This window comes from Limosilactobacillus ingluviei DSM 15946, from assembly GCF_001435775.1.
Classification (GTDB): domain Bacteria; phylum Bacillota; class Bacilli; order Lactobacillales; family Lactobacillaceae; genus Limosilactobacillus; species Limosilactobacillus ingluviei.
The window spans coordinates 1-18,801 of the sequence record NZ_AZFK01000029.1 but is presented as its reverse complement, the minus strand read 5'-3'; the positions used below and the strand labels follow the sequence as shown (position 1 = coordinate 18,801).

The following is an 18,801-nucleotide window of genomic DNA, read 5'->3' as shown; positions in this document are numbered from 1 at the left end:
TTATCCAACAAAGAATAAGATCAAATAGACAATTACGATCGCCACACTCAAGCCCCCGATCGCCCAGTTTAACCGGTGCTTTAAGCGCGTTGTCCGCTCGGCTTCCAAGGCCTGCTTGGTTTGCTGCAAGTGGGCTTCGCGACTCAGATCACGCGGGGAGGGAGTCGACGGTGCAGCCTGGGCGGCTTGGGCCTGGCGGCGCCGGTATTCTTTGCGGGTTAATGGTTCTTCTGGCATACTTTACCCCCGGGCGAGCCAATAGTAAATTGCACTAATTGTTTTTTGATCCTCAATTTCACCGCGCTCGATCATCGTCAGGGCCGTTGGCCGATCAAGCTTGACCATGGCCAATTCTTCATCCGCATCCTGGGGCAATTGATCCGCGACTGGACTCAGCCCCGTCGCCAAGTACGTCGTCATATATTCATCACAAAAGCCAATTGAGGTATAGGCGCCATTGATTTTTTCCAGGCGGGCCGCTTGCAAGCGGGTTTCTTCATTCATTTCCCGGATCGCGGCCAGGCGGGGATCCCCCCCATCGCGCGCGTCGACTTTCCCGGCCGGAATTTCATAGGTCAACTTTTGAATGGGCGCCCGCCATTGCTTCATTAAAATCACCCGGTCGGCCTCATCAATCATCAGCAACGCCACGGCCGGGGCATGGTGGACCACTTCGCGGCGGGCCTGGCGGCCATTGGGGGTTTTAACTTGTTGGACTTCGACTTGAATCAGCCGCCCGTCAAACACGGGTTGACGACTCAACAGGGTTTCTTCAAATTTCATTTCCGCGCACCGCCTTTACTTGCACGTGAGCCGCTTGCCAGCCCCGCCGGCCAGCGACCAAGACCAGTTCAACCACCCGGCCCGGTTGCATCAAGCCCCGGCTGGCGGGTTCAATGGCTTGGGTGTGGACAAACACTTCGCCTTCGTCTGGGACTTCAATAAAGCCCCAGCCCTTGGCCCGATCAAATCTTGTTACTGTTCCTTCCACGCTGTTCCCTCCGTTTTCATTAACTTATTTTTCCAAAATACCATTTTCGGCCGGGCTTTTCAAATCTGCCCCCTCAATGCAAATAAGGGAGTGGGAAATAACCTTCTCGGCAAGCCGGATGGATAAGCTAGGACGAAGGTTGGCGCGGTACGCGTCGTTCTTCGTTCATACTTATCCACTAGGCTTGCGGTTATTTCCCACGTGATCTGTGTAATATTCGAAAAACCAACAGAGGCTGGGAGAAAACATAGTTTTCTCCCAGCCTCTTATTTTACAACATTCGCGCCCTCAGCGCCGGAATGACTACTTTTCCAAACCTTCCGTTACCGTTGCCGGGAAGTTTTCCCGCACAACGTGAGCACAACGGGCACACAGGGTTGGGTAAGCTTCGTCGCTGCCGACGTCTTCCCTGGTCATCCGGCACCGATCACAGACTTCACCTGGCGCAGCGGCTACAGCCACGGCGCTTTGGTCACTGAAGCGTTCCAATTCAGCTGGCGCTTCATCGGCGGCAGCTAAAGTTAACTTCGAAACCCCAAACAGCAAGGCGGCATCCGCATCCAAGCTGTTGACCAGTTCTAACTGGCTTGGCGTCAGGTAGTAAACGACACTGGCTTCCAAAGACTTCCCAATCAGCTTGGCATTCCGGGCTTCTTCCAAAGCCTTTAAGACATGCGAACGTAATTCCATGAAAGCTTCCCACCGGCTCAGTAAGGCGGTCTCATCCGCAAAACTTTGCGGTTCTGGAATCTCCGTCAATTGAACAAAGGCTTCTGGTTCATCCATGTATTCCCAAACTTCTTCGGTCGTGTGTGGCAAAATCGGCGTCAACAACTTGACTAAGGTCGTCAGAATTTCATAGAAGACCGTTTGCATCGACTTCCGAGCTAAGGACTTGGCTGGTTCGATGTAGAGCACGTCCTTGGCCACGTTCATGTAGAAGGCCGACAAATCGTTGTTAACAAAGTTAATCAAGCGCTTGTAAGCATTCAAGAAGTCGTATTGGTCAAAGTCATGGCGCATGGCCGCTAAGAAGTGGTTGAACTTCACCGTCATGTAACGGTCAACTTCGAGCCGCTTTTCAAAGGAAACCGTATCTTGGGCTGGCGCAAAGTCAGCCGTGTTGGCCAACAAGAAACGGAAGGTGTTCCGCAACTTCCGGTAGGCTTCCGAAATTTGTTGGAAGGTCCCCATCGAAACCCGCACGTCAGCGGAAGTGTCTGCGGACATGACCCAGAGCCGGATGATTTCGGCCCCCATGTCACTGACCACCTTGGCCGGATCAATCACGTTCCCCAGGGACTTGGACATCTTGTTGCCCTTCTTATCCAAGGTGAAACCTTGCGACAAGATCTGCTTGTACGGGGCGTGACCCGAGACCACCACGCTGGTGATCAAACTGGAGTTAAACCAACCCCGGTACTGGTCAGAACCTTCCAAGTACAGATCAGCCGGGTAAGTCAGGTTGTCGCGTTCAGCCAGGACCCCTTGGTGGGAGGAACCCGAGTCAAACCAAACGTCCATGATGTCGGTTTCCTTGGTAAAGACGCCATTTGGTGAGTGTTCACTGGTAAAGCCGTCCGGCAGCAAGTCCTTGGCTTCCCGTTCAAACCAGACGTTGGACCCGTATTCCCGGAAGAGATCGGAAACGTGGTTGATCGTTTCTTCGGTCATGATTGGCGTACCGTCTTCCGCGTAGAAGATTGGCAAAGGAACCCCCCAGACGCGTTGCCGGGAGATCACCCAATCGCCCCGGTCGCGGAGCATGTTGTAGAGGCGGACCTTCCCCCATTCTGGCTTGTATTCCACTTCGTCAACTGCCGCGAGAATTTCATCACGCATCTTGTCAATGGAAACAAACCATTGGTCAGTCGCCCGGAAAATGATTGGTTGCTTAGTCCGCCAGTCAAATGGGTAGGAGTGCTTAAGCGGTTCTTGCAACAAGAGCGCATTATTTTCCGCCAACTTGGCCAGGGAAATATCATCCGCGTCTTGGTAGAAGACCCCTTCAAAGCCCTCGCCCGCTTCGGCCGTCAGCTTCCCTTGGTCGTCGATTGGGGCAAAGATCGGTAAGTCGTATTGCTTCCCGAAGCGGTAGTCATCGTCCCCGTAACCAGGCGCGGTGTGAACTAACCCCGTCCCGGTATCATCGGTAACGTAATCACCTAACCCAACCAACAGCTCGCGGTCCAAGTATGGGTGCTTGGTCGTCATCCCTTCTAACGCTTGTCCCTTAACGACTTGTAGGGTTTCGACGTCTTCCCAGCCTAACTTTTCCGTTAGACTAGCCAGCAGACTGCCGGCCACGACAAACTTCCGGTCATCATTGGCTGGCTTGACCACGACGTATTCGTAATCCGCGTTCACCGCGACGGCTTCTGAGGCGGGAATCGTCCATGGCGTCGTCGTCCAAACCACCATGTAAGTATTGTCATCCAAGAGGTCCTTACCATCTTTGACTTGTTCCACAAAGAAGGCCGTCTTGGCTACAACATCGTGGTATTCGACTTCCGCTTCGGCCAGAGCCGATTCGGAAGACCAGGACCAGTAAACGGGCTTCTTAGCTTGGTATAACAAGCCCTTCTTGGCAAAGGCACCAAAGACTTTGATTTGGGCCGCTTCAAATTCCTTGTGCAGAGTCAAATAAGGGTGTTCCCAGTCCCCGCTGACCCCCAGGCGCTTAAAGCCGGCCATTTGCTTTTGCACTTGTTCTAAGGCAAAGTCCCGACACAGGTTGCGGAATTCCGCCGTTGACATCTTCTTACGGTCGTGACCGGCCTTGGTCAATTGGTGTTCAATTGGCAGCCCGTGCGTATCCCAACCGGGGACGTATGGCGCCCGGTAGCCACTCATTGACTTGTAACGGACGATAAAGTCCTTGGAAATCTTGTTCATGGCGTGGCCAACGTGGATGTTCCCGTTGGCGTATGGTGGGCCATCGTGCAGTACAAAGGTTGGCTTCCCTTCGTTTAACTTTTGCCGCAGTTGATATACTTTATTTTCTTCCCACAGCTGTTCGCGCTTGCCTTCCGTTTCCGGCAAGCGGCCCCGCATCGGGAACTTGGTTTTCCCCAAGTTTAAGGTGTCCTTAACGCGCATCTTGCTTTCCCCCTAATTAATTTTTCCAAGCCGATCGGACTTAGAAATTGCTATGTTTTGCCAATCACGGCCCCTGGCCCAACCGAAATAAAAAAGACACTGCGTCCAACAAAAGGGACGAAGTGTCTTCGTGGTACCACCCTGGTTCTCTAGGGGTTGCCCCCTAAACTCAGTCATTTGCTAACGGTCATGAACCGGCATCGCCTACGGATCAGCGACACACTCGAGGTGATTTACAAACAAGCTGGATCACCGGCCTTGCACCATCCACCGGTTCGCTGTCATCCGTTGCCGTTTGCCCGTCCTCGTCATTGCTTTGGAGCCTTTACCATTAGTCAGCCGACTTCTCCGTTGCTTCCGGGAAGATAACGACCGTTTCGCCCTCTGGGGCCGGTGCTTCACTCGCCGCGGCCGTTGCTTGTGGCGTGGGCGTTGCCGCGCTGACTGCTGGTTGATCAGTTGCCGTTGATTCTACACTCTCATTTGAAACCTTGTCAACCCTTGAGCCCAAGATCTTTTCAATTTCATCATATTGACTTAAATCGTCATTGGCCAGCAGCTCGTCCCAATCCTTGCTCTTAACGACTTCTAATTGGGATTCCAACATGACTTGCAAGCGTTGGCGGAAAATCCGGGTTTGCTTCTTCAAGTCATTGGTTTCCGTCGTCAACTTGCGCGTTTGACTGGCCGCGTTTTCAATCACCGCATTGGCCTTGTCGTTGGCCTCCGAAACAATATCGGTCGCTTGCTTTTGGGCTTCCCGAACGACAATTTCGGCTTCTTTTTTCGCGTTGCTCTTCACCTTATCAGCCGCTTCTTGGGCAACCAAAATCGACTTGTTTAAAGAATCCTTCAAGTCCGTGAAGTACTTGAGCTTTTCTTCGTTGGCCTTGACTTGTTCACTCAGTTCACGATTCTTTTCGGTCAAATCCGCTACCGTAGCAGCCATTTGCTTCAAAAAGTCGTTAACTTCATTCGGGTTGAACCCCCGCATCTTGGTGTCAAATTTCTTGTTTGCAATTTCATCCGCCGTTAACGTCATTTCAAATTCCTCCAAATCATGCTTTCACGATCGCCATTTCCACGCGCAATTTATCCTTGCGGTTCCGATTACCAACCGCTTGCAAGCGCAGCCGCCCAGCGTGGCGAACCGAAAGTAAATCATATTCGTCTAACTCATAGTCCGGGCGATCAATCGTTTCCCAGTTGACCCGCACCAAGCCCTTTTCAATCGTTTGCTTGGCCCGGTTCCGCGAATAATTAAAGCCCGCGGCCACGACGGCATCCAAGCGTAAGGACGCTACCGTGGTCTGCAATGGTTCCCAATCCACATCCGGCGTTAACACGACCGCAAAATCAACAGGGACAAACTTAACCCGCGCCTTACCCACGTGGGTAATTTCCTGGCGAATAAAGGGCGCCAGTTCTTGCTTGACCACCACTTGAAAGCGCTGCTCCTGACATAAAATGTCGCCAAAGGCCGTTCGCTCTAAGCCTTCACCAATTAAAGTCCCCATGACTTGCCGATGATGAAGTTCCATAAACTTCACCGGATAAGCTAGCGCCAACAAGGCCAGGTTAAAATCAGCGGCCGTCGGTTCAAAGTAAGCCGGATAAAACAACAAGCGTTGCATTTCCGCCCGGGGATACCCACCCCAGTGCGCTAATTTTACGTCATCAACTTGGTTCACCAAGGTTTGGGCAATGTAGACCTGGCGGGGATTAGCAAAATCCGTTAGCACCGGCCGGTATTCGCCACTGGCCTGCTGGAGCCAATCCTGAACCTGATCAATAAACGCCCCTTCTTCCGCCCGGAAGTGCTGTCGAAAATCACGTGCCATTTTTCTCTCCTTCACCCACGCGGCGCTTGGGGACCAAGCTTACATTGCCACCAGCAACTGGCCTAAGAACCGCAGTCCCGATTGAGCCAACCAAAGGACCAAGACGGCCACTACGGGCGCAAAGCTAACCCCACCAATCGATGGAATCAAGCGCTCAAAGAAGCCTAAATAAGGTTCTACCAGTTTAGTCAGCCACTGGCCAAACGTGGAATTCAACGCCCCTGGGAACCAAGTTAAAATACACCAAACCACAATCGCCATGGTGTACAGGTCCAACAGGGAGCCGACCACCATTACTAAAAAACTAATCACACTATTCCCCCTCAAGCCGTCCGGGCCACTGCTTACAGGTCCGGGGTATCCCGGTGCCCATCAATCGTGCGGCCACTGACCTCATAATTCTTCGGGGTGCACAAGAAAATTTGCTCCCCAATCCGTTTCATCTTCCCGTCAATGGCAAACACAACCCCGTTTAAGAAATCAATCGTCTTCAGCGCGGTCTTTTGATCTTCTTGGGTAAAGTTGACAATCACCGCTTGCCCATTCAACAATTGCTTGCCAATTTCTCTGACGTCGCTGTAAATCCGTGGTTCGAACAACGCAATCCGGCCGGGTTCCCGATTCAAGCCCTGCTGAATCGAAACCACCTTATGATTACTGGGTTGGACCACTGGTTTGACCGGGGTGGCTGGACTCTTTTCGGCGTAGTACTCCGTAGCAGTCGGTTCGTCACTGATGCCAAAGAAATTACTCAAAAATTTACCGGCCATTTGCTTACCCCCTTGTCAATTACTTGCGCCGGTTCTTAAAGAAGGCCGGCGTTGATAAATCTTCGCCCCCGTCATCGACGTTGCTCAAATTATCGTTTTGAACACTAAAGTCCGGTTTTTCCACGTTATTGAAGTTATCCGTTTGGCGGTTGGTCAATTCCGTACCTAAATCATCATCCCAACCACTAAACGGATCTTCCTTGACTGGCGCCGCTTGTTCACTTGGGGCCCTAGTGCCAGCGGTTGGCGCCGGTTCACTAGTTTCTTCTGCCGCAGGCGTTTGCGATTGTTCTTGGGCCGCCCGCCGTTGTTCTTGCTTCTTCTTGTCAATCCCGGTGGCAATGACCGTGACCCGCACTTCATCGCCCAGGTTGTCATCCAAGGCCATCCCGAAGGTAATGTCCACATTGGTGTTGGCCGCTTGGCGAATGACGCTGGAAGCTTCTTGGGCTTCAAACATTGATAAGTTCTTGCCCCCAGTAACGTTGACCAAGACGTGTTCGGCCCCGTCGATTGACACTTCCAACAGCGGCGAAGAAATCGCCTTCTTCGTTGCTTCGCTGGCCCGATTTTCGCCGGTCGACGAACCAATCCCCATCAAAGCAGAACCTTGGTTGGTCATCGTGTGCCGAATGTCGGCAAAGTCCAAGTTGATGTACCCCGGGTTGGTGATCAAATCTGAGATCCCTTCCACCCCTTGGCGCAGCACATCATCAGCTTCCTTAAAGGCTTCCATCATCGGCGTCTTCTTATCAATCATTTCCAACAGCCGGTTGTTGGCCACCACGATCAAGGTATCGACGCTCTTCTTCAAGCGTTCCAACCCTTCTTCAGCCAACTGGGCCCGGCGACTCCCTTCAAAGGAGAAGGGCCGCGTCACGACCCCCACCGTTAAGGCCCCGGAATCTTTAGCAATCTTGGCAATGACGGGAGCCGCCCCCGTCCCAGTGCCCCCGCCCATTCCGGCGGTAACAAAGACCATGTCGGCCCCTTCCAGGACCTTTGAAATTTGGGATTCGCTTTCTTGTGCGGCCTTCGAACCAACTTCAGGGTTAGAGCCGGCCCCCAGCCCCCGGGTCAATTTAGGCCCCAGTTGAATCTTCGTTTGCGCCGCGGAACCATCTAAGGCTTGCAGATCAGTGTTGGCAACAATAAAGTCAACCCCCTTGACCTTTTCATTGATCATTTGGTTGACGGCGTTGCCCCCACCGCCACCAACCCCAATGACTTTGATGCTGGCGCCTTTTAGTTCCATTTGGTCAGTGCTGGTTACGTTATCCATAAAAAGTGTTCCTCCGTATGTGGTTTATTAATCAAAAAAGTTGCTGAAGAAGCTGCGCAGCCCATTTTTGGCACTGGCTTTTTTCGTCGGTGCCGGTGCGGGTGCTTCTTCAGATGGCGGGGTCGCTGGCTTTGCCGCTGGGGCCGCTGGCCGGCGGAAGCTCAAGGGCTTACTCTTTTTAGCCGGTGCGGGCTGCGGAGCCACTGGTTGATTAACTGTCCGCTGACTGGGACTTTCAATCAGAGCGTCATCATGCAGCGTTTGCTTAATCAGCCGCGCTACATCGCTCAAGCTGGCTTCGTACATCGTCAACGAAAGGGCCGTCGCGTACCCCGGATGGCGAATCCCCATTTGTTCTGGGACCACCACGCGAATATTGCCAGGGAAGTATTCACTGGCCAATTCGCGCAAACCTGGCATCGCAGCGCCACCGCCCAAGAGGACCAAGCCCCCTGGTAATTCTGGTGCCCCGATCGCATCCAAGCGATCCTTGGCCCGCCGGAAGATTTGCCGCAAACGCGCTTCAATAATTTCGGCCAGATACTTTTCAGTGTAATTGACTGGCTGGCTTTTGCCAACCACATCGACAGCTAATTGAACGTCATCTTCAACCACACTGGCCAAAGCATAGCCATGATCAAGCTTCAGCCGTTCCGCATTCTTTTGCGAGGTATTGAGGACCGTTGAGATATCCTTGGTCACGTACTTGCCTCCCTCTGGATCAACGAAGGCAAATTTTAACTGGTGATCATGGATAATGCTGGTCGTCGTCTGGCCCGCCCCAAAGTCCATTAACAAGGTCCCGAAGTCTTGTTCACCATCAGACAGGAGGTTGAAGCCGGTGGCCATTGGACCCACCACCAAGTCTTGTAGCTTGAGCCCCGCGGCAGCGACCGCTTTCTTAGTGTTGTGCACAATTGTCTTCGAACCAGAATACAGCGTGGCCCACAATTCTAACCGCACCCCGGCCATTCCACGGGGGTCTTGAATTCCCCGGAATTGATCAACCGCAAAATCCTTGGCCACCAAATCAATCACTTCACGCTCCGGCGGCAACGCCTGCGACAAAGTCGATTGAGTGACCGCCAAGACGTCGCGGTCGCTGATTTCACGGGGTTGCCCTTGATCGGCAACCGTAATCATCCCGTGGACTTCATTTTGCTTTAAGTAGTTGGCTGGTAACCCTACCGTCACCATTTGAATATCGACGCCTGACTTGGCCTTGGCTTGTTCAACCGCCGCCTTAATGGCTTGCGCCGTCTTATCAATGTCGACAATTGCCCCATGGCTGAGGCCGCCAGTCGGATGAGAGCCAACCCCAACCACTTCTAGTTTTCCCTTGACGTTTTCACACACCAATACTTTGATCGAGGCGGTTCCAATATCTAAACCAACATAGATTTGTGAGTTATTCATCTCTCCGGAACCCTCCTAATACTGAATATTAATTTTATTATTATTTTCTAATGGTATTTATGCTTAAATTTTACCACAGATTATGCGAGAAAAGGTGGTTCAATCGGGATTTCACCGCGATTTAACCACCTTTTCTCAGGAAGACCACGCGTCCGGCGTGAAAACCCTGTCATTTTACTTATCTTTTGAACTGTATTCATAAGAATACGCGCCAAATTCCAGATTAATTACCCGGTTGCCATCGGTGTTGGCCACAATTGACGGATAATAACTCATCTTTTCATCAATTTCACTGGCCTTGACAAAGACGGTATTGCCATCATTCATCAGTAACTTCAGGCGTTGTTTATCCAAGGTCGTCGGCGAATAAGTGACTTCCGAAATCCCGTTGCGCACGGCCGGGGCTAATTTACCAATCCGTTTGGCCGTCGTCTTTAGCATCGGGTAATGATCGTTAAAGCCCGCATAAGCCACAAATTGATCCACCTGGCCCGTGACCGGCCGGAACTTGCCGTTGCTTAACAAAAGCTGCGGGCGTTTGCCGGCATTGACCAAGCCAATCACATCATATTCCTTGACCGCAATTTCGACGCTTTGCGGTCCCGTCAAGATAATTTTGACCTGCTTTAATTGGGAATTCCGGTGTTGAATCTGGGTCAAGCGAGCTGGTTTCATCGCCAACGTCGCCCAAATAAAGCGCCCCGGCCGCACTTGCGTGGCCGCTTGCACCTGGCGCGCGGTTAGATGGTGATTCCCCGTTACCGTCACCGTCTTGATCCGGGCCAAGGGTGAGACGATATAAAGCATAAACAACAAAATCAAGCCAAAGGGAACCACAATGCTTAAAATGCGCCGCAGATTACTGCGCAGCCGAAACTGCTTGATTTGAGGCAAGCGTTTTTTCAACCGCGGGCGGCGGGTTTTCTTCCCCTGCTGTAAGGCAATTACACTCCGCTCTTCCAACCGGGCCAAGCGTTCATTGTAACGCCGGTGTTGGTCATTATTTTGATAATCCGTGGCCATTGGGGTCCCCCCTTTCATGGAAACAAAAAACTAGTCTTGTTGGGCCTTTTTTAAGACTTTAATCAGGGCGTCCGCCGCATCCGGGTGGCCAATCGCCTTGGATTGCGCTGCCATTTTAGCGCGCAAGGCCTGATCGGTCATCAAATCATCCACCGCCGCTAATAAGGTTGCGCCCGATAATTCGTCTTCAACAATCATCCGCGCGGCTCCCTGGTCAACCAAGGCTTGGGCGTTTTTCACCTGGTGGTTGGCCGTGACGTACGGACTGGGAATCATCACCGTCGGCACCCCAATGGCGGTAATCTCAGCAATCGTGGTTGCGCCCGCCCGGGAAACCAAGGTCGCCACTTTTGGCAACTTCTTTGGCATGTCCTCAATGTATGGCACAACCTTCACGTTCGCACCTACTTTCACATCCGCCAACGCCTTTTGGACCGCGTCATAGCGCTTTTGGCCGGTCGCAAACAGGACCTGGTAGGGCCGTTGGTTAAAGGTCGGAATCGCTTCAACGACGCTTTGGTTGATCTTTGGCGCCCCTTGGCTGCCCCCAAAGACCATTAAAGTCGGCACGTCATCTTGCAAGCCAATCGACGACCAGCGAAAATCTGATTGGTGCTGGGCGGCCACTTGTTGGGCCCGCGGGTTGCCGACCAAGGTGACCTTGTCCGCCGGAAATTGGTCCCGCGCTGCTTCAAAGGCAATGGCAATCTCATTGACGTAGCGGCTTAAAAACTTATTGGTGACCCCCACAACACTGTTTTGTTCGTGGATCACCGTTGGGACATGCAGCTTGGCCGCCGCATACAGCACGGCCCCGCTGACGTAGCCCCCCGTCCCTAGCACTACATCCGGCTTAAAGTCTTTGATCAACTTTTTGGCTTCATGAACCGACTTTAAGAACAAATAAACCGTCTTAAAGTTTTCAAGGGATAAAGACCGCTTAAAGCCTTGGGTCCGCAAGGTCACCAATTTTAGTCCCGCCGCAGGAACAATCCGGTTTTCCAAGCCCCGGGTCGTCCCAACGTAGAGGACTTCCGTTGTCGGATCGAGTTCCTTTAAGCGTTCAATTAAAGCCAGGGCGGGATAGATGTGTCCCCCGGTCCCCCCGCCAGAAACCATTAATCGCATGCTTAACCCTCCTTTGGTTCGGTTTGTAATGCTTCGACCGCAGCGATAAACTTATCGCCCCGGACTTCAAAACTCGGGAATTGGTCCCAGCTGGCATTGGCCGGGGACAATAAGATCACGTCACCAGGCGCACTTAATTGCCAGGCCACCGGGACGGCTGCCACTGCATCCGCGGCGTGGGTCACCGGCACCCCGGCCGCCATTCCGGCTGCAGCCATCTTGTCTTCACATTCCCCAAAGACAATCAGGTGCTTCACGTGGGCCTTAAAGTATGGCACCAATCGTTCAAACGTGTAGCCCCGGTCCAAGCCCCCCGCCAAGAGAATCACCGGTTGACTAAAACCTTGCAAGGCTACCTCCGTTGCTTCAATATCGGTGGACTTGGAATCGTTGTAGAAGAGGCGGCCTTGGTATTCCGTCACGAACTGCAAACGGTGCCGCACCCCCGCAAAGGTCGTCAAAACCTCAATAATTGCCTCGTTGGCGACCCCGCTGAGCTTCGCTGCGGCAATGGCGGCTAAGGCATTCTCCACGTTTTGCGGCCCGATCAACCGCAGCTTGGCCACCGGCATGATCACTTCACCGCGCCAACAGAAGTTGCCATTTTCCACGTAGGCACCAGCCTTCGATTTCATCTCCCGGGAAAACGGGACCACCGTCGCGTCCGTCCGCCGGGCCAATTGTTGCCATTCTTCCCGGTCCCAATTAATAACCAGGTAATCTTCCTTGGTCTGATGACGGGTAATATTTAACTTCGCGTTAACGTAATTTTGGCGCGTCTTGTGGTAATCGAGGTGGTTGGCAAAAATATTCGTGATCACCGCCACGTGGGGCTTCAACGTTGGTGCCCCCAACAGTTGGAAGCTGGAGAGCTCCGTCACAATCGTGTCGCTGGCGGTCAATTCTTGGGCCACCTTGGAGAAAGAGACCCCAATGTTGCCCGCGTATTCCACCCGGTGGGGCAAACCAGCGGCCAACATCTTTTGAATCAAGGTTGTCGTCGTAGTCTTCCCATTGCTTCCCGTAACCGCGACTAGGTTGCCCGCGAAAATTTCGGCGGCCAATTCCGCTTCGGTAATAATCGGGGTCCCCTGGGCTACAAACTTGGCCACTAACGGAACATCATAGGGAATCCCCGGGTTCTTGACCACGTAATCAAAGCCCGCGTCGGCTAAACTCAAGGGGTTAGACCCGGTTAGCGTTTCAATCCCCGCAGCTTGTAAATCGGCTTCGATGCTTGGGTCAGTCGGCACCTTTTGGTCGTTGGCCACGACCGTAGCGCCGAGTTTAACCAACAACTTGGCCGCGTTGATCCCACTGATCCCAAACCCAATTACCAGGACTTTTTTTCCTTGATACTTACTGATGTTTTTCATTGCTGTTTCCTTCATAAACCTTTCTTAAATAAAGCAGATGACTGCGACCGTAATGGCACTGATTAATAATTGGCAGGCCCAAAAGACCCCGTCGATCTTCCATTCACTCCACCCATCCATTTCAAAGGAGTGGTGAATCGGCGTCATTTTAAAAATCCGCTTTCCCGTCGTCTTAAAGGACGCCACCTGCAGGATCACGCTGGCCGTTTCAATCACATAGACGATCCCAATTAACAACAAGGACCACTCGTGGTGCAGCAACAAGGCCACCGCGGCCAAAGCGCCCCCGAGGGCTAAGGACCCCATGTCCCCCATGAAAATCTTGGCGGGCTTGTGATTGTACTTAAAGAAGCCCACTAAGCCCCCAATCATTGCCAAACAGAACAAGGCGACTTCCCCTTGCCCTTGCACTAACGCAATCACCAGGTAGGCCGCAAACGACACGGTGGCCAGGCCATCAACCAGGCCATCCAACCCGTCCGTTAAGTTAACGGCATTGGAAAACCCGACCATCCAGAAAATGATAAACAGACCATATAACCAGCCGAGATTCATATTGCCAAAGCCCATTTGGAAGCCTTCGTGCTGGTAAATGACGGTAAAAATCATTGCCGCGATCACTTGGGCTAAGAACTTTTGCCAGGGTTTAAAGCCTTCGTTTTGGTGGTTAAAAATCTTGATGCTGTCGTCCCACATCCCAATCAGGCCAAAGACCACCAAGGTAAAGAGCAAGGCCCACAGGGTGTTGTTCAGCAGGTTCGTGGCAAAACCGGCCACCAACGTCCCAATCACCGTACTGATCAAGAATAACAGGCCCCCCATTGTCGGCGTGCCTGCCTTAACTTGGTGCCAGGTTGGCCCTTCTTCGCGAATCTGTTGCCCCTCTTTTTTTGCCCGGAAGTAGGCAATCAATCGTGGCATCAACAAAAAGGTAATTAGAAATGACAGGGCGAAGCCCACGCCACCCCATAACAAGATATTAAAAATCATAATCTCCTCCTCTTTTTGGTGTTATTTTTTCGCCGTCACACTGCCCCGGTCCTGGTAGGTGACCCGTAAGGTTTGCCCGGGCTTGACGACACTGTCCTTCTTGAGATTTTGTTTATTGACAAAGCCCCCGCCGCTGCTTTCCAACTTCAAACCCAACACCTGGGCCAAGCGGCTGACGTCAGCTTGCGACCAGCCCGTCAAGTCCGGCATCTTAACTTGCCCCCCGGTCAATAAGAAGACCCGGTTATGCAAGGTTACCTGGTTGCCCGCGGCCAGCGATTGGGCCTGGACCTTTTCACCGCTACCTAAGACGACCGGAATCAGGCCTTTATTGGTCATCCCTTTTTGGGCCGCCGCCGTGGTCATCCCGACCAAGTTCGGCAACTTCACCAGGCCTTGTTCTTTGGCGGTCTTCAGCTTTTCTTTCTCCAGCAAGTCCTTAATCAACGGCGTGGTGATCGAAGCAATCGTCTGCTCGGCCGAACCATTGACCTTGGTGGGTTTTTTCATGGTGATGTAAATGATGTACTTGGGATCCTTAGCGGGGGCAAACCCAGCAAAGGAATAGATGTAGGCCGTCGACCCCGTTTCATATCCACTGGCACCCCCAATTTGGGCCGTCCCGGTCTTCCCGGCAATCCGGTACCCATCAACTTTGTAGGCACCCCCGGTCCCGACCTTGTTATAAATCACCCCTTGCATGTACTTAAGCACTTGCTTGGCAGTGCTGGCCTTGATGGGGTGGCCGACCGTTTGGGGTTTGACGCGCTTGAGAACTTTGCCCGATTTCGGATCAACCACCTTTTGAATCCAATACGGTTTGACCATTTTCCCGTGATTGGCAATCGCCGAAAAGGCCTGCACCATTTCCATCACGTTGACCGTAATCCCCTGCCCAAAGGCGGTGTTGGTCTGCTCCAAGGTTCCTTTGAAGTTGGTATAGCCGGCTTGTTCACCGCCCATGCCATAGACCCCCACCTTTTTGAGCATGCCAAAGCGCTTGAGGTAGGTCATCCAAGTCGAAGAGCCCATATTTTGTTCAATGTGGGCAAACCCGACGTTACTGGACCGATAAAAGGCTTCCTTGTAAGAAATGCTGCCCCAACCAGACGTTATCCAGTCAGTTACCCGGCCGCCGCCAATATTCCAGACCCCCGAGTTATACGTGGCATTGGGATTAAAGTGGCCCGAATCAATCGCCGCGGCCAGGGTCAGCATCTTCATCGTTGACCCTGGTTCATAGGTATCTTGCACCAAGGCATTGGTCCACGCCGGCGCATCTGACTTGTAATTGGGGCGTTGCGTTGCCGCCAGGATTTTACCAGTCTTGGCCTCCATGATCACGGCGGTTAACCCTGCTGGTTTGGCACTGCCATACACTTTTCCGACCAGGGTTTCAAGGTCGTGTTGCAGACTGTTATCTAAGGTCGTGGTAATATTGGCCCCATTTTGGACCGGTCGGCCCAGGCTGGTCGAGTCCGCCATTTGGGTCCCGTAAACGTCATTAATCGACTTTTTTAGCCCATTTTTCCCACTTAATAGCTTGTTTTTCGTGGCTTCCAGCCCGAGTTGGCCCACTAATTTTGTGGTCCCGTGATTGGTCTTGGGGACCGCCAAGCCGATCAATTGGCTGGCAAACTGCCCTTCCGGATATTCACGGGCCGGCGTTTTAATAAAGGAAATCCCCGGCAACTTTTCCGCCTTGATCTTTTCCATCGTGGCTACCGACAGATTGCTACCAGCCGGGCCAAACTGGACTTGAAAGGCGCCCTTGGTATTTAAAGTTTTTTTGATTTGCTGCGGCTTTGCCTTCAAATACTTAGCCAAAACCTGCGCCGTGTGCTCCTTATCCTTAACATAGAGCGGCTTGCCATCCGGTTCCTTCATCGTGTGACTAAGGACGGCCACGACGGTATATTTGCTGGTATCTTGGGCAATCGCATTACCATTAGCGTCAAAAATCGTGCCCCGCTTAGCGGTAATAATTTGCGTATTGGTATACATCCGTTGGGCAGCCGCTTTTAGGTTATGGTTTTTAACATCCTTAAAAATTGCGATATAGCCAAAACGAACGATAAACAAGGAAAAAATCAAAAGCGTAATCAGAAACAGGCCTAATCCAAAGGCCCGGTGATTCCGGTGACTTTCCTCTTTTACCGTTCGTTTCGGAGACTGTTGTTCATTCATCGGTTAACGTTCCTTACACTTGAATTGGCATCGGTCAAACCGTACTTCTTCGCAACCTTTTGCAGGTTCGCTTGACTGGTGGCCTCGGCAATTTCTTGCTGGATGCTGGTATTTGAACTGTTAACCTTGGCAATTTGGTTTTGAACCTGTTGCAAAGTGTGCTGGTGGTTGTTCAACGCAATTTTGGCCGAGATTAAACTAACGACCATCCACGCCACTAGCGCCGTGCAGACCACCCCTAAGAGAATTTCAAATTTTGAAAACGGAACCCGCCCCACCGTTGGCTGCGCCGTTGCGGTTGGCTGCGCCGCGGGGGTGGGCTGGGTTTGCTGTCTCAGTTCACGTGCCGTATTTTCATCCATTCAGACCACTTTCCTATTCTCACTTCTTTACGCGTTCAATAATTCGGAGTTTTGCACTGTGGGCGCGGTGATTGGCCGCCAATTCCGCGGCCGAAGGCAAAATCGGTTTCTTATTCACCAAGCGATAAGCCGGTTGGCTGGCCGCAGGAATCACCGGTAAACCTGGGGGCAATTCCGGAAGCGACGTGCGTTCTTTAAACATCGTCTTGACTAACCGATCTTCCAAGGATTGGAAGGTAATCACCGCGATGCGCCCGTGGACGTTCAATAAGTCGAGGGCTTGCTCCAAGGAGCTTTCTAAAGCCCCCAATTCATCATTGACGGCGATGCGAATCGCTTGGAAGCTCTTTTTAGCCGGGTGCCCACCGTGCCGACGGGCCTTGGCGGGAATCCCTTCCTTGATAATCTCGGCTAATTCCGTCGTGGTTTCAATCGGCGCTTGCTGCCGGTGGCGTTCAATCGCCCGGGCAATCGATTTGGCAAAGGATTCCTCCCCGTAACGATACAAGATCCGCACCAAATCGGCATACGACCATTCATTCACGACTTCCTTGGCTGACAGGGCCTGGGCTTGGTTCATCCGCATGTCCAAGGGGGCCTCGTGTTGGTAAGAAAAGCCCCGCTTGGCATCATCAAATTGGGGCGATGAAACCCCCAAATCATAAACAATCCCATCCAAGCCCGTCACGCCGCGGGCTGCCAATTCTGCCTTTAACTGGCGGAAGTTAGCTTTAACCAAGGTTACGGTCCCCGCCGCCAACGGCGCTTTTAAATTAACCTGGTTGTAATCAATCGCCACTTGATCCTGGTCAAATGAATATAAGTGCCCCCCTGGCTGCAATTGACTGGCAATCAAGCCACTGTGGCCCCCGCCACCCAAGGTTGCGTCCGCATAAGTCCCCGTTGGCTGAAGCGCCAAGGCATCGACCGCTTCGTGCAACAAAACGGTGACGTGTGCAAATTCCATTAACCAGATCCTCCTTTGGCTACCCGAAGTGCTTAAAAATCAAAATCCAATTCCTCAGCCACCGCCGCAAAATCTGCCGCGGCCTGCTGATTGATGGTTTGCCAGGTGGCTGTATCCCAAATTTCAAAGTGGGTGGCCACCCCCACGACTACGCACGCTTGCTTTAATTGGGCATAATCCAACAGGGTTGCCGACAGGTTGACCCGGCCTTGTTTATCAAATTCACATTCCACCGCGGCCGCATACAAAAAGCGGACGAACTGGCGGACATTTTTCTTCGTCATCGGCAAGGCCCGCAATTTGGCTTGTAATTTTTCCCATTCGCTCAGCGGCCAACCAGCCAAACACTGATCCAAACCGCGGGTAATGACAAACCGCTCCCCCAATTGCTGGCGGAATTTAGCGGGAATAATCAGGCGCCCCTTTGTATCAATCGTGTGATTAAACTCACCCATAAACAAAGCAGCCACCTCCCTTGCGATCACAAGTCAAGTCTACCACAATCCCCCACTTCTCACCACGCAATTTCCTGAATTCCCCCAAAAAATAAAAAACGCGATATCGGTCACCCAATTTCGCGTCTTTAAGCCGGCTGTCGGCCGAAATTATTTTTGCTTTCTTCATTATTTTGGAACATTTTTTGGCCCAGCCAGCACCACTCAGCGCCCCTTGCCACCGCCTGATCAAACGATTGGCCAGCCACTACGGCGTTGGCAACTGCATCAAAAAACACGAGCCCGCCCAAACTACGCTGGCATACAAAAACGACAAGCGCCAAAAGGCTGGCCAGTAGCGTTGGTATAAGAACTCCCGGCGGGCCGTCAACTGCAAAATCACCAGCCCAATCCCGAGCACCATCCACCCAATCATCGGGTAGGCAAACCAATAAAAGCCCAGGTTGGCTTCCGTCAAGGCCATTAAGAGCAAAGCCCAGCCAGCCCGGGAGTGTTGCTTGGGGCGACCAAACAGCCGCTGGACCAACCATTCCAAGCCCCAAAAGGCCGCCCCGATCAGAAATTCCAATAGTAACTGCTTAATTTCCACGATCCATTTCCACCCTTTCTCGCCGCTTCATTGTACCACGCCATTGTTCAGTTTGAAATTTCGCGCCAAATTGATTACACTAGGAAGGAATTATTTTTTGGCAGTAAAGGATCGAGAATATGCAAAAGAAAAAGAAGACGCGCTTTCAAAAAATTACAATGATCGCCGTTTGGTTGATGTTAATCGCCATGTTGGGTTCCCTGCTTTTTTCTGCCGTTGGGGCCTTAGGCTTGATCTAATGCAGCGCAAACCAAAAAAGTCACCTGCTTTTGATATGCTCCCTTTTAGGTGGAGAAACGAATTATGTAAAATTCGATCTCACCTG

20 protein-coding genes are annotated in these 18,801 nt (G+C 52.2%); 1 reads left to right on the top strand and 19 read right to left on the bottom strand.

Features of this window, described 5'->3' with window-relative positions; all coding sequences use genetic code 11:
* The 19 genes from FC43_RS04485 to FC43_RS04395 form a co-directional block, all read right to left on the bottom strand.
* Positions 1 to 237, bottom strand: coding sequence for a hypothetical protein (locus FC43_RS04485; protein ID WP_019205111.1), 237 nt, complete (start codon positions 235 to 237; stop codon positions 1 to 3).
* 3 nt (positions 238 to 240) lie between these two features.
* On the bottom strand, positions 241 to 783 hold the full coding sequence (locus FC43_RS04480) for an NUDIX hydrolase (RefSeq protein ID WP_056954431.1): 543 nt from the start codon (positions 781 to 783) through the stop codon (positions 241 to 243).
* On the bottom strand, positions 773 to 991 hold the full coding sequence (locus tag FC43_RS04475) for a cold-shock protein (protein ID WP_019205109.1): 219 nt from the start codon (positions 989 to 991) through the stop codon (positions 773 to 775). Before FC43_RS04475 ends, FC43_RS04480 begins: the two co-directional genes overlap by 11 nt.
* Positions 992 to 1,294: 303 nt before the next feature.
* Positions 1,295 to 4,090 (bottom strand): isoleucine--tRNA ligase, encoded by a 2,796-nt coding sequence (gene ileS, locus FC43_RS04470; RefSeq protein WP_056954428.1) that lies wholly within the window; start codon positions 4,088 to 4,090, stop codon positions 1,295 to 1,297.
* Positions 4,091 to 4,421: 331 nt separating this feature from the next.
* Complete coding sequence (locus tag FC43_RS04465; RefSeq protein ID WP_056954423.1) at positions 4,422 to 5,132, bottom strand: DivIVA domain-containing protein; 711 nt, start codon at positions 5,130 to 5,132, stop codon at positions 4,422 to 4,424.
* A 16-nt stretch (positions 5,133 to 5,148) separates the two neighbouring features.
* Positions 5,149 to 5,931 carry a YlmH family RNA-binding protein gene (locus FC43_RS04460; protein ID WP_056954415.1) on the bottom strand — a complete coding sequence of 261 codons (783 nt, stop codon included), beginning with the start codon at positions 5,929 to 5,931 and terminating at the stop codon, positions 5,149 to 5,151.
* 39 nt (positions 5,932 to 5,970) lie between these two features.
* Entirely contained in the window at positions 5,971 to 6,243 is a 273-nt protein-coding gene (locus FC43_RS04455; protein ID WP_019205105.1) for a YggT family protein, read from the bottom strand.
* A gap of 32 nt (positions 6,244 to 6,275) precedes the next feature.
* Complete coding sequence (locus FC43_RS04450) at positions 6,276 to 6,701, bottom strand: cell division protein SepF (protein ID WP_019205104.1); 426 nt, start codon at positions 6,699 to 6,701, stop codon at positions 6,276 to 6,278.
* Positions 6,702 to 6,720: 19 nt separating this feature from the next.
* The gene (gene ftsZ, locus FC43_RS04445) at positions 6,721 to 7,983 is read right to left on the bottom strand and encodes a cell division protein FtsZ (RefSeq protein ID WP_056954408.1); all 1,263 of its coding nucleotides are present in this window, start codon (positions 7,981 to 7,983) and stop codon (positions 6,721 to 6,723) included.
* Between the two features lie 27 nt (positions 7,984 to 8,010).
* Complete coding sequence (gene ftsA, locus FC43_RS04440) at positions 8,011 to 9,399, bottom strand: cell division protein FtsA (protein ID WP_056954401.1); 1,389 nt, start codon at positions 9,397 to 9,399, stop codon at positions 8,011 to 8,013.
* Positions 9,400 to 9,573: 174 nt separating this feature from the next.
* Entirely contained in the window at positions 9,574 to 10,422 is an 849-nt protein-coding gene (locus tag FC43_RS04435) for a cell division protein FtsQ/DivIB (protein WP_056954396.1), read from the bottom strand.
* Between the two features lie 30 nt (positions 10,423 to 10,452).
* Complete coding sequence (gene murG, locus FC43_RS04430; RefSeq protein WP_019205100.1) at positions 10,453 to 11,550, bottom strand: undecaprenyldiphospho-muramoylpentapeptide beta-N-acetylglucosaminyltransferase; 1,098 nt, start codon at positions 11,548 to 11,550, stop codon at positions 10,453 to 10,455.
* Positions 11,551 to 11,552: 2 nt separating this feature from the next.
* Positions 11,553 to 12,941, bottom strand: a complete 1,389-nt coding sequence (gene murD, locus FC43_RS04425; protein ID WP_268872345.1) for a UDP-N-acetylmuramoyl-L-alanine--D-glutamate ligase — start codon at positions 12,939 to 12,941, stop codon at positions 11,553 to 11,555.
* Positions 12,942 to 12,950: 9 nt separating this feature from the next.
* A complete protein-coding gene (mraY, locus tag FC43_RS04420; RefSeq protein WP_056954383.1) occupies positions 12,951 to 13,916 on the bottom strand; it encodes a phospho-N-acetylmuramoyl-pentapeptide-transferase in 966 nt (321 codons plus the stop codon).
* Positions 13,917 to 13,937: 21 nt separating this feature from the next.
* Entirely contained in the window at positions 13,938 to 16,103 is a 2,166-nt protein-coding gene (locus tag FC43_RS04415; protein WP_056954380.1) for a penicillin-binding transpeptidase domain-containing protein, read from the bottom strand.
* The gene (locus FC43_RS04410; protein WP_056954378.1) at positions 16,100 to 16,465 is read right to left on the bottom strand and encodes a hypothetical protein; all 366 of its coding nucleotides are present in this window, start codon (positions 16,463 to 16,465) and stop codon (positions 16,100 to 16,102) included. The genes FC43_RS04415 and FC43_RS04410 overlap by 4 nt, the downstream gene beginning before the upstream one ends.
* A gap of 19 nt (positions 16,466 to 16,484) precedes the next feature.
* Positions 16,485 to 17,432: a 16S rRNA (cytosine(1402)-N(4))-methyltransferase RsmH gene (rsmH, locus tag FC43_RS04405; RefSeq protein ID WP_056954376.1), complete on the bottom strand. Its 948-nt coding sequence runs from the start codon at positions 17,430 to 17,432 to the stop codon at positions 16,485 to 16,487.
* A 32-nt stretch (positions 17,433 to 17,464) separates the two neighbouring features.
* Positions 17,465 to 17,893 carry a division/cell wall cluster transcriptional repressor MraZ gene (mraZ, locus tag FC43_RS04400; RefSeq protein ID WP_056954374.1) on the bottom strand — a complete coding sequence of 143 codons (429 nt, stop codon included), beginning with the start codon at positions 17,891 to 17,893 and terminating at the stop codon, positions 17,465 to 17,467.
* A 241-nt stretch (positions 17,894 to 18,134) separates the two neighbouring features.
* Positions 18,135 to 18,476 carry a DUF3397 family protein gene (locus tag FC43_RS04395; RefSeq protein ID WP_056954372.1) on the bottom strand — a complete coding sequence of 114 codons (342 nt, stop codon included), beginning with the start codon at positions 18,474 to 18,476 and terminating at the stop codon, positions 18,135 to 18,137.
* 119 nt (positions 18,477 to 18,595) lie between these two features.
* Here FC43_RS04395 and FC43_RS10760 point away from each other — a divergent pair, with 119 nt between their 5' ends.
* On the top strand, positions 18,596 to 18,715 hold the full coding sequence (locus tag FC43_RS10760; protein WP_019205091.1) for a DUF4044 domain-containing protein: 120 nt from the start codon (positions 18,596 to 18,598) through the stop codon (positions 18,713 to 18,715).
* Positions 18,716 to 18,801: the final 86 nt, after the last annotated feature.

Excerpts from the sequence above, each read along its gene's own strand:
- FC43_RS04485 (WP_019205111.1), bottom strand. The coding sequence starts at position 237 with ATGCCAGAAGAACCATTAACCCGCAAAGAATACCGGCGCCGCCAGGCC.
- FC43_RS04480 (WP_056954431.1), bottom strand. The coding sequence starts at position 783 with ATGAAATTTGAAGAAACCCTGTTGAGTCGTCAACCCGTGTTTGACGGG.
- ileS (WP_056954428.1), bottom strand. The coding sequence starts at position 4,090 with ATGCGCGTTAAGGACACCTTAAACTTGGGGAAAACCAAGTTCCCGATG.
- FC43_RS04465 (WP_056954423.1), bottom strand. The coding sequence starts at position 5,132 with ATGACGTTAACGGCGGATGAAATTGCAAACAAGAAATTTGACACCAAG.
- FC43_RS04460 (WP_056954415.1), bottom strand. The coding sequence starts at position 5,931 with ATGGCACGTGATTTTCGACAGCACTTCCGGGCGGAAGAAGGGGCGTTT.
- FC43_RS04450 (WP_019205104.1), bottom strand. The coding sequence starts at position 6,701 with ATGGCCGGTAAATTTTTGAGTAATTTCTTTGGCATCAGTGACGAACCG.
- ftsZ (WP_056954408.1), bottom strand. The coding sequence starts at position 7,983 with ATGGATAACGTAACCAGCACTGACCAAATGGAACTAAAAGGCGCCAGC.
- ftsA (WP_056954401.1), bottom strand. The coding sequence starts at position 9,399 with ATGAATAACTCACAAATCTATGTTGGTTTAGATATTGGAACCGCCTCG.
- FC43_RS04435 (WP_056954396.1), bottom strand. The coding sequence starts at position 10,422 with ATGGCCACGGATTATCAAAATAATGACCAACACCGGCGTTACAATGAA.
- murG (WP_019205100.1), bottom strand. The coding sequence starts at position 11,550 with ATGCGATTAATGGTTTCTGGCGGGGGGACCGGGGGACACATCTATCCC.
- murD (WP_268872345.1), bottom strand. The coding sequence starts at position 12,941 with ATGAAGGAAACAGCAATGAAAAACATCAGTAAGTATCAAGGAAAAAAA.
- mraY (WP_056954383.1), bottom strand. The coding sequence starts at position 13,916 with ATGATTTTTAATATCTTGTTATGGGGTGGCGTGGGCTTCGCCCTGTCA.
- FC43_RS04415 (WP_056954380.1), bottom strand. The coding sequence starts at position 16,103 with ATGAATGAACAACAGTCTCCGAAACGAACGGTAAAAGAGGAAAGTCAC.
- FC43_RS04410 (WP_056954378.1), bottom strand. The coding sequence starts at position 16,465 with ATGGATGAAAATACGGCACGTGAACTGAGACAGCAAACCCAGCCCACC.
- rsmH (WP_056954376.1), bottom strand. The coding sequence starts at position 17,432 with ATGGAATTTGCACACGTCACCGTTTTGTTGCACGAAGCGGTCGATGCC.
- FC43_RS10760 (WP_019205091.1), top strand. The coding sequence starts at position 18,596 with ATGCAAAAGAAAAAGAAGACGCGCTTTCAAAAAATTACAATGATCGCC.